The sequence below is a fragment of the Mycobacterium sp. genome (assembly GCF_035623875.1).
GTDB lineage: Bacteria > Actinomycetota > Actinomycetes > Mycobacteriales > Mycobacteriaceae > Mycobacterium.
The window spans coordinates 1-11,716 of record NZ_DASPSP010000241.1 but is presented as its reverse complement, the minus strand read 5'-3'; the positions used below and the strand labels follow the sequence as shown (position 1 = coordinate 11,716).

Annotated in this window: 9 protein-coding genes; 5 read left to right on the top strand and 4 right to left on the bottom strand. The window is 66.4% G+C overall.

Annotation, left to right across the window (positions count from 1 at the left end; all coding sequences use genetic code 11):
- Positions 1-495 (bottom strand): AAA family ATPase (locus VEI45_RS19790; RefSeq protein WP_324856223.1); only part of this gene is annotated, 495 nt, incomplete at its 3' end.
- A gap of 123 nt (positions 496-618) precedes the next feature.
- On the opposite strand from VEI45_RS19790, the gene VEI45_RS19785 reads away from it, so the two are divergent.
- The 3 genes from VEI45_RS19785 (at position 619) to VEI45_RS19775 (ending at position 7,810) form a co-directional block, all read left to right on the top strand.
- Positions 619-1,635 (top strand): hypothetical protein, encoded by a 1,017-nt coding sequence (locus VEI45_RS19785; protein WP_324856222.1) that lies wholly within the window; start codon positions 619-621, stop codon positions 1,633-1,635.
- A 155-nt stretch (positions 1,636-1,790) separates the two neighbouring features.
- Positions 1,791-5,135: a transglutaminase family protein gene (locus VEI45_RS19780; RefSeq protein ID WP_324856221.1), complete on the top strand. Its 3,345-nt coding sequence runs from the start codon at positions 1,791-1,793 to the stop codon at positions 5,133-5,135.
- A gap of 14 nt (positions 5,136-5,149) precedes the next feature.
- Positions 5,150-7,810, top strand: coding sequence for a circularly permuted type 2 ATP-grasp protein (locus tag VEI45_RS19775; protein ID WP_324856225.1), 2,661 nt, complete (start codon positions 5,150-5,152; stop codon positions 7,808-7,810).
- A gap of 15 nt (positions 7,811-7,825) precedes the next feature.
- Here the strand turns inward: VEI45_RS19775 and VEI45_RS19770 are convergent, their stop codons facing one another.
- Positions 7,826-8,881 carry a putative zinc-binding metallopeptidase gene (locus VEI45_RS19770; RefSeq protein WP_324856220.1) on the bottom strand — a complete coding sequence of 352 codons (1,056 nt, stop codon included), beginning with the start codon at positions 8,879-8,881 and terminating at the stop codon, positions 7,826-7,828.
- The gene (locus tag VEI45_RS19765) at positions 8,874-9,827 is read right to left on the bottom strand and encodes a transglutaminase family protein (protein ID WP_324856224.1); all 954 of its coding nucleotides are present in this window, start codon (positions 9,825-9,827) and stop codon (positions 8,874-8,876) included. Before VEI45_RS19765 ends, VEI45_RS19770 begins: the two co-directional genes overlap by 8 nt.
- Positions 9,828-9,935: 108 nt before the next feature.
- Between VEI45_RS19765 and VEI45_RS19760 the strand changes: the two genes are divergently transcribed.
- Positions 9,936-10,325: an MmcQ/YjbR family DNA-binding protein gene (locus VEI45_RS19760; protein ID WP_324856219.1), complete on the top strand. Its 390-nt coding sequence runs from the start codon at positions 9,936-9,938 to the stop codon at positions 10,323-10,325.
- A gap of 290 nt (positions 10,326-10,615) precedes the next feature.
- Entirely contained in the window at positions 10,616-11,032 is a 417-nt protein-coding gene (locus VEI45_RS19755; protein WP_414687539.1) for a transglycosylase family protein, read from the top strand.
- A gap of 82 nt (positions 11,033-11,114) precedes the next feature.
- Here the strand turns inward: VEI45_RS19755 and VEI45_RS19750 are convergent, their stop codons facing one another.
- Positions 11,115-11,552: a nitroreductase family deazaflavin-dependent oxidoreductase gene (locus VEI45_RS19750; RefSeq protein ID WP_324856217.1), complete on the bottom strand. Its 438-nt coding sequence runs from the start codon at positions 11,550-11,552 to the stop codon at positions 11,115-11,117.
- Positions 11,553-11,716 lie beyond the last annotated feature (164 nt).

Sequence of the window (11,716 nt, the reverse complement as noted above, 5' to 3'; positions counted from 1 at the left end):
GACGACCGAGAACGACGGGTTCTCGGTGGTGGCCGCCACCAGCAGCACCACCCGGTTTTCCACTGCGGACAGCAGCGCGTCCTGCTGGGTTTTGGAGAACCGATGGACTTCGTCGATGAACAGCACGGTCTGTTCGCCGTGGGCGGCGGCGCGACGGGCCACGTCGATTACCGCACGGACTTCCTTGACCCCGGCCGACAATGCCGACAGCGCCTCGAACCGTCGGCCGGTGGCTTGCGAGATCAGGGCGGCCAGCGTGGTCTTGCCGCTGCCGGGTGGGCCGTAGAGGATCACCGACGCCACGCCCGAGCCCTCGACCAAACGCCGCAACGGCGAGCCTGGTTGCAACAGGTGGTCCTGCCCGACCACCTCGTCGAGGCTGGCCGGACGCATCCGCACGGCCAACGGCGCAGCGGCCGAACCGCCCTGCGCGCGTTCGGTCACGCTGGTCGCGTCAGGGACGTCGAACAGACCGTCGGACACGGTTTCAGGCATACCACGTCGCCTCGACATGACACGGCAATGTTCGGGTCCCGACGGAGCCGTCGAATACTTGCTAAGGTTCGCGGGGGCGCGAGGCATCAGCCTCCACAACTCCACCACGAGGCAGGAGCGGCTATGAGCCGACCCCCAGAACACCCCGACGGCCCGAGTGATCCTTGGGGCGGTAACCCCAATCCCGGCGACTACCCGCCACCCGGCTATGGCCCGCCTCCAGGACCACCTCCCGGACCGCCACCGGGATACGGCCCGCCTCCGGGACCGCCGCCAGGCTATGGACCGCCTCCGGGATACGGCCCGCCCCCACCGGGATATGGCACGCCCCCACCGCCTCCGGGCTACGGACCTCCGCAGCTCGGCTACCCTGCCCCGGCCGGCTATCCGCCTCCTCCCGGCTACCCGCCACCGCCCGGGCAGGGGTTCAACATCGGCGACGCGTTCACCTGGGCGTGGAACAAGTTCGCTAAGAACGCGCTGCCGCTGATAATTGCGATGTTGATCTACGGCGCGATCGGGTTGGCCGTGCACGGGCTGGTGTTCGTGTTGATGGGCGGCGCCAACGCCAATACCGCCGACATCGAAAACGGTTACGGCGCATCGTTTACGGCGGGTTTGGGCACCGGCGGCACGCTCGTGCTGTCGATCGTGTCGTTCGTATTCGGCATTTTCGTGCAGGCCGCGTTCTTGTCCGGGGCGCTTGACCTCGCCGACGGCAGGCCGGTGCGCATCGGCTCGTTCTTCAAGCCGCGCAACTTCGGCAATGTCGTTCTCGCCGGCGCACTGCTCAGCGTGATCACCGCGGCCTTGGATTTGCTGTCGCTGCCGCCCAACTTCATCTTCGCGTTGTTGTCGTTCGTGGCGATCCTCGTCTTCACCTTCTTCGCGCTGTTCACGATCGCCTTCGCTACCGATCGCGGCCTTTCGCCGATCGGCGCCCTGAAGGCCAGCTTCGCCACAGTGCGTTCGCATGTCGGCGACACGCTGCTGTCTTTCTTGGTGCAAGGCCTTTGCGTGCTGCTCGGCCTCCTCGCCTGCGGCGTCGGGATCCTCGTGGGCGGCCCGCTGGCGCTGCTGATCCAGGTCTATACCTACCGTCGGCTCTCCGGCGGCCCGGTCGCGCCGCTGACCCCCTGAGCAGCCGGGCCGGTTCGACGGCTTGCCAGATGTCGATGAACGGATGCCCGGCCACCGGCGTGTGCGCGAACGTGTAAAACCCGGTTACGCGACTCGGCCGAGTTTGAATCGGGCTGCGCTGCGGCTTTCTGGCTGTTGTGATGGGATCAGCGATTATGACCATCAAAGTTGCGCTGGAGCATCGCACCAGCTATACCTTTGACCGGCTGGTCCGGGTGCATCCGCACATCGTGCGGCTGCGCCCGGCGCCCCACTCACGCACGCCCATCGAGGCCTACTCGCTGCGGATCGAGCCGGCCGACCACTTCATCAACTGGCAACAGGACGCGCTGGGCAATTTCCTTGCCCGGCTGGTGTTTCCGAATCCCATGCGCCGGCTGACCATCACCGTCGGGCTCATCGCCGACCTCAAGGTGATCAACCCGTTCGACTTCTTCATCGAGGACTGGGCCGAGACGTGGCCTCTAGCGCCTGGCGGTGGCCTGAGGTATCCCAAGGCGCTCGCCGACGACCTGGAACCGTACATGCGGCCGGTCGACGAAGACGGCGACGGGTCCGGGCCCGGTGAACTGGTGACCGAGTGGGTGCGTAACTTCTCCGTCCCGGACGGCACCCGCACCATCGACTTTCTGGTCGCGCTCAACCAGGCGATCAGCGCCGATGTCGGCTACACCGTGCGGATGGAACCCGGCGTGCAGACGCCGGATTCCACGCTGCGCACCGGCATCGGCTCGTGCCGGGACTCCGCGTGGCTGCTGGTGTCGATCCTGCGTCAGTTCGGGCTGGCCGCCCGGTTCGTGTCCGGCTACCTGGTACAGCTGGCATCCGACGTCGAGGCGCTCGACGGGCCGTCGGGGCCGGCCGCCGACTTCACCGACCTGCACGCATGGGCCGAGGTGTACATCCCCGGTGCGGGCTGGATCGGGCTGGACCCGACGTCGGGGCTGTTCGCCGGCGAGGGCCATATCCCGCTGGCGGCCACGCCGCACCCAGCGACCGCGGCTCCGATCAGCGGCGGCACCGAGCCCTGCGAATCGGTGCTGGAGTTCTCCAACACCGTTACCCGCATCCACGAGGACCCACGCGTCACGCTGCCCTACACCGACGCGGCCTGGCAGGCGATCTGTGAGGTCGGCCGGCGCGTCGACGAGCGGCTGGCCGCCGGTGATGTCCGGCTCACCGTCGGCGGCGAGCCCACGTTCGTATCGGTGGACAACCAGGTCGACGAGGAGTGGACCACGGCCGCCGACGGCCCGCACAAGCGCCGGCGGGCATCCGATCTGGCCGCGCGGCTCAAGACGGCTTGGGCCCCGCGGGGGCTGATCCAGCGCGGCCAGGGCAGGTGGTATCCGGGAGAGCCGTTGCCGCGCTGGCAGATTGCGCTGTACTGGCGCGCCGACGGGCAGCCGCTATGGACCGACGACGCGCTGCTGGCCGACCCCTGGGGTACCGACTCGAACAGGCCGCCCGCAGATAGCGAGGCGGCCTACAAGCTGCTCGCCGGCATGGCCGACGGCCTGGGACTGCCGCTCTCACAGGTGCGGCCGGCCTACGAGGACCCGCTATCGCGGCTGACGGCCAAAGTCCGCCAGCCCGAAGGCGATCCGGTGGCATCCGACGACGACCTCGCTGACGACACCGCCGCGGGCCGCGCCGCGCTGCTGGCGCGCCTCGACGAAGCCACCACGTCTGCGGCGGCGTTCGTGCTGCCGCTGCACCGCCGCGACAACGACCTCGGCTGGGCCAGCGCCGACTGGCGGCTGCGCCGCGGCCGCATCGTGCTGCTGGATGGGGATTCGCCGGCGGGTCTGCGGCTGCCGCTGGATTCGATCAGCTGGAAGCCGCCACGGATGTCCTTCGTCGCCGACCCGACCGCCGTCGGCGACACACTGAGCCTGCCTGACGGCGAGACGCTGCTGGAGGACCTGGATGAGTCAGCGACCACGCCGATCACCGCGATGGTCGCCGAGGTTCGCGGCGGGCTGCTCTACATCTTCATGCCGCCCACCGAGGCGCTCGAACACTTCGTCGACCTCATTGCCCGGGTCGAGGCCGCAGCGACGAAGGTCGGCTGCCGGGTCGTGATCGAAGGCTACGAACCGCCGCCGGACCCGCGGCTGAAGTCGACGACGATCACCCCCGACCCCGGCGTCATCGAAGTCAACATCGCGCCCACCGCCAGTTTCGCTGAGCAAAGCCAGCAGCTGGAGACCCTGTACGAACAGGCCCGGCTGGCCCGCCTGTGCACGGAGTCGTTCGACGTCGACGGCACCCACGGCGGCACCGGGGGCGGTAATCACATCACGCTCGGCGGTGTCACGCCCGCGGACTCACCGCTGCTGCGCCGTCCCGACTTGCTGGTCTCGCTGCTGACCTACTGGCAGCGGCACCCGTCGCTGTCCTACCTGTTCGCCGGTCGGTTCGTCGGCACCACGTCGCAGGCACCGCGGGTGGACGAGGGCCGCGACGAGGCGCTCTACGAACTCGAGATCGCGTTTGCTGAAATCGCCCGGCTGGCTTCGTCTTCCAAGGGCGGCGCGCCACAACCATGGGTAACCGACCGCGCGCTGCGGCACTTGCTCACCGACATCACCGGCAACACCCACCGCGCCGAGTTCTGCATCGACAAGCTCTACAACCCGGACAGCCCGCGCGGCAGGCTGGGCTTGGTGGAGCTGCGCGGGTTCGAGATGCCGCCGCATCTGCGCATGGCGATGGTGCAGTCCCTGCTGGTGCGCTCCCTGGTGGCGTGGTTCTGGGATGAACCGCTGCGCGCCCCACTGGTCCGCCACGGCTCGAACTTGCACGGGCGATACCTGTTGCCGCACTTCCTGATCCAAGACATCGCCGACGTGGCCGCCGACCTGCGCGCGCACGGCATCGCCTTCGAGACCAGCTGGCTGGACCCGTTTACCGAATTCCGCTTCCCGCGCATCGGCACCGCCGTCTTCGAGGGCGTGGAGATCGAGCTGCGCGGGGCGATCGAGCCGTGGAACACGCTCGGCGAGGAGGCCACCGCCACCGGCACAGCCCGCTACGTCGACTCGTCGGTCGAGCGCATCCAGGTCCGCATCCTCGGCGCCGACCGCGACCGCTACGTGGTGACGTGCAACGGCTACCCGGTGCCGTTGCTGGCCACCAACAACCCCGACGTCCGCGTGGGTGGTGTGCGGTTCCGGGCCTGGCAGCCACCCAGCGCGCTGCACCCGAGCATCACGGTCGACGGCCCGTTGCAGTTCGAGCTCGTCGACCTGGCCACCGGGACATCGCGAGGCGGCTGCACCTACCATGTCGCGCATCCCGGCGGCCTTGCCTACGACGAGCCACCCATCAACGCCGTCGTGGCCGAGTCGCGCCGCGCTCGCCGCTTCGAGGCCACCGGCTTCACCCCGGGCAAACTCGACCTGTCCGACATCCGGGAAAAGCAGGCCCGAATTTCCACAGACATCGGCGCGCCGGGCATCCTCGACCTGCCGCGCGTGCGTACTGTGCTGCGGTAATGGCATCGGCTGAAATGGCATTACACTCCAGCGAGCCGTCGGCGACTTTTCGCTACCGCTCCGACGTCGACCGGCTACTGGCCGCATATCGCACGGCGCGGGCGCAGGAAGCCCTGTTCGATCTACGCACGCCCGGCGCAGCAGGCCCGGTAATCGGCTACGACGAATTCGTCGATGAAGCCGGAAATGTGCGGCCCGCCTGGACCGAGCTTGCCGACGCCGTCGGAGAGCGCGGAAGGGCCGGGCTGAATCGGCTGCGCTCGGCAGTGCACCAACTTGTCGACAACGATGACATCACCTACACCGGAATCGAACCCGGCAAGGGGCTGACCGTCGACGGCCACGGCAGTGAGCCCCGGCCCTGGCGCCTGGACTCACTGCCGCTATTGGTCTCCGCGGCGGATTGGGAGGTACTCGAGGCCGGGCTGGTCCAGCGGTCGCGGGTGCTCGACGCCGTGCTCGCCGATCTGTACGGGCCCCGCCGTTCGCTCAAGGATGGCCTGCTGCCGCCCGAATTGCTTTTCGCCCACCCCGGTTACGTGCGCGCCGCCGCCGGCATCGAGGTACCCGGGCACCATCAACTGTTCATGCACGCCTGCGATGTCAGCCGACTGCCCGGCGGCAGTTTCCAGGTCAACGCCGACTGGACTCAGGCACCTTCGGGCGCCGGTTACGCGCTGGCGGACCGACGGGTGGTCGCACACGCGATGCCTGACCTCTACGAAAAAGTCGCGCCCCACCCGACGACACCGTTCGCGCAGGCGCTGCGGTTGGCCCTGATCGACGCGGCACCCGACGGTGTCCAAGACCCGGTGGTGGTTGTGCTCAGCCCGGGCATCTACTCCGAAACCGCGTTCGATCAAGCGTATCTCGCGACGCTGTTGGGCTTTCCGTTGGTGGAGAGCGCGGATCTGGTGGTGCGCGACGGCAAGGTGTGGATGCGCTCACTGGGCACGCTCAAACGCGTCGACGTCGTGTTCCGCCGCGTCGACGCGGCGTACGCCGACCCACTGGATCTGCGTGCCGATTCGAGGTTGGGCGTCGTCGGTTTGGTGGAGGCCCAACACCGTGGAACGGTGACCGTAGTCAATACTCTCGGTAGCGGCATCCTGGAAAGCGCTGGGCTGCTACGGTTCCTGCCCGAGTTGGCCGAGCAGTTGCTCGGTGAAACACCGCTACTGGCCACCGCGCCATGCTACTGGGGCGGCATCGACAGCGAACGCTCGCACCTGCTGGCGTGCCTGTCGTCGCTGTTGATCAAGCCCACCGTCGGCGGGCGAACGCTTGTCGGGCAAACACTTTCCTCTGCGCAGCTAGCCGAACTCGCAGCCCGCATCACGGCCACACCCTGGCAGTGGGTCGGCCAGGAGCTACCGCAATTCTCTTCGGCACCAACCAATTACGTCGGCGAATTCTCTTCGGCCGGAGTGGGGATGCGATTGTTCACGGTGGCTCAACCCGGCGGCTACGCGCCGATGATCGGCGGCCTCGGTTACGTGCTGGCCGCAGGTCCCGCCGCATACACGCTGAAAACCGTTGTAGGGAAAGATGTCTGGGTCCGTCCCACCGAGCGTGCGCGTGCTGAGAGGATAACCCTGCCGGTGCCCGAGGCACCGGTGAAGACCGGTGCGGGCACCCTGGCAGTCAGCTCGCCACGCGTGTTGTCCGACCTGTTCTGGATGGGGCGCTACGGCGAACGCGCCGAGAACATGGCCCGATTGCTGATCGTGGCCCGTCAGCGGTATTACGAATACCGGCACCGCCAGCACACCGCGGAAAGCGAATGCGTGCCGGTGCTGATGGCCGCGCTGGACTGGATCACCGGTACCGGAACCGGGTCGGATGACCACGCCGAGACCATCGCCATCGCGCCATCGACGCTGTGGTCGCTCACCATGGATCGCAGCCGGCCGGGCTCTCTGGTGCAGTCGGTTGACCGGCTCGCGCTTGCCGCCAGGGCGGTTCGTGACCAGTTGTCCAATGACACTTGGGTGGTGCTGGCCGGAGTCGAGCGCACGCTGGCGCACGGTTCCGAACCACCCGACTCGCTCGTCGAGGCCGACGCCGCGCTCGCCTCGGCCCAGTCGCAGACGTTGCTCGGGATGCTGACCTTGGCCGGGGTGGCCAGCGAGTCGATGGTGCAGGACATCGGCTGGACCATGATGGACATCGGCAAACGTATCGAACGCGGCCTGAGTCTGACCGCGTTGCTGGGCGCCACTCTGACGACCGTGCGCGCCGCCGCCGCCGAGCAAACGATCATCGAGTCGACCCTGGTCGCGTGCGAATCGTCGGTCATTTACCGCCGCCGTACGGTGGGCAAGGTCAGCGTCGCCGCCCTGGCCGAACTGATGCTCTTCGACGCGACCAACCCGCGGTCGTTGGTGTATCAGCTAGAGCGACTGCGGGCCGACCTCGGGGACCTGCCCGGATCGTCGGGCTCGTCGCGGCCGGAGCGGATGGTCGCCGAGATCAGCACGCTGCTGCGCCGGTCCGATCCGGCCGAGTTGGAACAGGTCTCCGTCGACGGGCGCCGCGCCGAGTTGGCCGACCTGCTGACCGCCGTGCATACCGCGTTGCGCGAACTGGCCGACGTCATCACAGCGACACAGCTCGCACTGCCCGGCGGAATGCAGCCGTTGTGGGGGCCCGACGAGCGTCGGGTGATGCCGTGACCGGTACCGCCGCAGCTATTCGTTGACCGCCGCGGGCCTGCTTGAAGCCGACGTCACTTCGTCGATCACCGTGTGAATGAACTTCATCTTCTCCAGCACCGCGACCGGCAGCACGAACGGGTACAGGTCGTCGTGGCCCATCGACCGGTTCACCATGTTCAGCGACCACGACAACGGCAGCCACATGTCGATGGTGGTCTGAAAAGCGCTGGGGCCCAGCGCCGGCCGGTCGAATGTCGCTGACGCCGGCGCCAGACCGCACCAGGCCGACGTGTCGAGGGTGTCGCGGATGTGCAGGTAGTGGGCGAACGTCTCGGCCCAATCCTCGGCGGCATGCATGGTCGCGTACGACGACACGTACCTTTCTTCCCAACCCTCGGGCGTGCCCTCGCTGTAGTGCCGGTCCAGCGCCTCCTGGTAGTCGGCGTCCGGGTCGCCGAACAGCTCGTTGAACCGCTCCGCATACTCGCTCGACGGGGTGATCAGCCGATAGAAGTAGTAGTGCCCAACCTCGTGGCGGAAGTGCCCCAACAGGGTGCGATACGGCTCGTCCATCTCGACGCGCAGCTGCTCGCGGTGTACGTCGTCACCCTCGGCCAAATCGATTGTGATGACCCCATTTTCGTGTCCGGTCAGCACCTTCTCGTGGGCACTGGACAGCAACCGGAAGGCCAATCCGTAGTCCGGGTCCTGCTCGTGTCCGACGATCGGCAATTTCAGCTCATGCAGCTCGGCGACCAGCCTGCGCTTTGCGGCCTCGGCGCGGGCGAAATCCGCCAGACCGGCGGTGTCGTTGTCGTTGGGCCGTTCGATGGTCAGCGCGCACGACGCACAGAGCCCGCCGGGCTCGTCGACGCGGACAAGCCAGTTGCACTCGGCGAGATGCAGATTGGCGCACAGCTCATACTCGCTGGCATCGACCGCGCCGGCGTGCTCGCTGTCGTCGCCCCTGGCGATCACCAGCAGGGCCATCTCCTCGAGGGAGAAGCCCAGGGCACTGCCGCACGACAGACACGCCGAGTTCTCGAACGTCAGACGCTGGCCGCAGTTAGGACAGTGGAAATCACGCATACAGCTCGTCACCTTCGTACGGCACGACGTCGACGGCCACGTCGATCACGCTGTTCTCGGAGTTGGTGTAGATGATCCCGCGCAGCGGCGGGACGTCGGCGTAGTCACGGCCCCGCCCGACGACGATATAGCGCTCGTCGACAAGCTGGTCATTGGTGGGGTCTATCCCGAGCCACTCGAACCGCCCGGGCGGTTGCGGGGTCCACACCGTGGCCCAGGCATGAGTTGCGTCGACACCGATCATTCGATCCTTTCCCGGTGGTGGATCGGTGGCCAGGTATCCGGAAACGTAGCCGGCCGCCAACCCGTTGGCTCGCAGGCAGGCGATCGCCAGCCGAGCGAAGTCTTGACATACCCCTTCTCGGGCCATCAGAACCTCATTGACTCCGGTGGAAATCGTCGTCGACCCGGTCCGGTAGGCGAAGTCGGCGTGGATCCGTGATGTGAGATCGCGCAGCACCTCGATCAGCGGTCGTCCGGGCGCAAAGCTGGCGGCGGCGTACTCGCGTACCGCATCGGTGATCTCGGGCGGATCCAGGTCCAGCGCGAACTCGGTGGCCAACGCGCCCCGCATTCCCATCGGACGGGCCTGCTCCCACGGGGCCTGCGCCGGTCCGCTCGCCCAACGCTCGGGCGGCGACGGATACACCTCGACGATCGACTCGCTGGTGATGGTCAGGCTCTGGTGCGGCTCGGTGACGTGGAAATACGAGCTGACATTGCCGTAGGTGTCACGGCTTGTTGAGCTGTCGGCGGGGGGCGGTGAGATCCGCAGCTCGTGGAACAGGCAGCGCTGCCGGGCCAGGTCACGGGGGGTCAGGAAGCCCCGCCCGTAGGAACTGGTCACCACGTCGGAGTAGCGGTATTCGGTGCGGTGGGTGATCCGGTAGCGGGCCCCCGGGCCCGGCGGGTGCTGACCCGGCGCGAGCGGCTCGTCGGGAAGCACGAGATCGGCCACAGCTGTAAACACTAGCCAGCCCCGGGCTGCCGCGACGGCTGAACAACGCTGCGCTGCGATCGGCGCTGGCCACGCAATATGGGAGCACAATGAGTCATGGCCACGTGGGACAACGTCGCCAGCATCGTCGGCGAGCTGCAGCTCACTGAGGAGAGGTCACCGCACGAATGGCGGGTCGGCAAGAAGCTGATCGCCTGGGAGCGGCCGCTGCGTAAGTCCGATCGGGAAGCGTTGGCCGCCTTGGGGATTGAACCCCCTGAGGGCGATATCCTCGGCGTACGGGTGGCCGACGAAGGCATCAAGTTCGCGTTGATCGCCGACGAACCGGATGTGTATTTCACTACTCCGCACTTCGACGGCTATCCCGCAGTGCTTGTCAAACTGGTCGAGATCGACGAGCTGGGTCTGCGTGAGCTGATCATCGAGGCGTGGCTGACACAGGCCCCAAAACGGCTGGTACAGGAGTTTCTCGGCGAGGTCATGTAAAGGCCCAGCTGGATGGCACTCTAGTCCCAGGTGTAACAGTGGCAACTCTGACAACGATAGCACCTTTAGCCACTCTAGATAACTGAATCACGACTAGATAACTATAGTAACTTTAGATGGCATAAGTAACAATCGTCCCAAATTGCACAAACCTTACTTCTGTTAACTCTGGCAACTAAAAATGCTGTCACACCAGAGATCTCACTAAATTACTAAAGTCCCAGCCGTTGACAGTTTTCACGCTGGTTTGTTACACGTGTTAAATGAGTTATTTACGCGGAACACTGAGCATGCAATCGGTGTGCAAGTCGCTGGTGATATCCGCGTTGGTCGTCCTAGGTATATCGCTGTTCATCGATCCCACTACCGGGGTGGCCTACGCGGAAAGCATGGACTGGGACGCCGTGGCGCAGTGCGAATCGGGCGGCAACTGGCGGGCCGACACCGGCAACGGGTTCTACGGTGGTCTGCAATTCAAGCAGTCCACTTGGGACGAGAATGGCGGCGTCGGTAACCCGGCGAATGCCTCCCGCGATCAGCAGATCGCGGTGGCCAACCGGGTGCTGGCCACCCAGGGACCTGAGGCCTGGCCCAAGTGCGGCGGCAATCAGGACCTCTTCCCGATTGAAGTGGTCAACATCCTGCGGTCCGGACATCCGTTACGCAGCACGCTTCATAAGCTGTGGTCGCTGTCGGTCCCGCAGTAGCGAATTCGCGAGGCCGACGACGTGATCGGTCCGTGATCGGCTACGCCAGTCGATCGGATCGCCGGCTTGGATATCTGGCTGGCTAACCGACCGGCTGCAGCTCGAAAACCGGGATGACCCGGGTCGTTTTCGCCTGATACTCGGCGAAACCCGGTGCCACCGCGGTGATCTTGGGGAAAAGCTCGTCCCGTTCCGCAGGCGGCAATTCACGGGCGGTGACGTCCGAGGATTCGTCGCCAATCTCGACGTGAGCCGACGGGTTTGCGCGCAGATTATGCACCCACGCCGGGTTGACGTCGGCGCCCGCAAAAGACCCGATGATGAGCAGCTTGCCGTCGACACGGAAATAAGCCAACGGCGACAGTCGCGGCTGTCCGGATTTAACTCCTGTCGTGCTCAGCAGCAGCAGGTCGGCACCTTCGAATTGACCGCCGACCTTGCCGTCGTTGGCCCGGAATTCGTCGGTGATGGTCTTGTTGAACGTTTTGATCGTTTCGGCGTCCGGGATCTCCTGGGTCATACGCGCCACTCCTCATTATCGCTTCGCTTCGCCGCCGACGGGCGTCATGCCCGGTCAACCTCGCCGGGTCGGCCGTCTATTCCGCCGTGTGTCGCCGAGATCGACGCCAGCGCAGAAACGCCGGGGTGGTTTCAGGGTTTGGTGCGCTAGCTTCGATCTCGGCG

What these genes read in the sequence shown, in the direction of transcription:
- VEI45_RS19775 (WP_324856225.1), top strand. Translation starts at nt 5,150, where the DNA reads ATGGCATTACACTCCAGCGAGCCGTCGGCGACTTTTCGCTACCGCTCC.
- VEI45_RS19750 (WP_324856217.1), bottom strand. Translation starts at nt 11,552, where the DNA reads ATGACCCAGGAGATCCCGGACGCCGAAACGATCAAAACGTTCAACAAG.
- VEI45_RS19770 (WP_324856220.1), bottom strand. Translation starts at nt 8,881, where the DNA reads ATGCGTGATTTCCACTGTCCTAACTGCGGCCAGCGTCTGACGTTCGAG.
- VEI45_RS19785 (WP_324856222.1), top strand. Translation starts at nt 619, where the DNA reads ATGAGCCGACCCCCAGAACACCCCGACGGCCCGAGTGATCCTTGGGGC.
- VEI45_RS19760 (WP_324856219.1), top strand. Translation starts at nt 9,936, where the DNA reads ATGGCCACGTGGGACAACGTCGCCAGCATCGTCGGCGAGCTGCAGCTC.
- VEI45_RS19780 (WP_324856221.1), top strand. Translation starts at nt 1,791, where the DNA reads ATGACCATCAAAGTTGCGCTGGAGCATCGCACCAGCTATACCTTTGAC.
- VEI45_RS19755 (WP_414687539.1), top strand. Translation starts at nt 10,616, where the DNA reads ATGCAATCGGTGTGCAAGTCGCTGGTGATATCCGCGTTGGTCGTCCTA.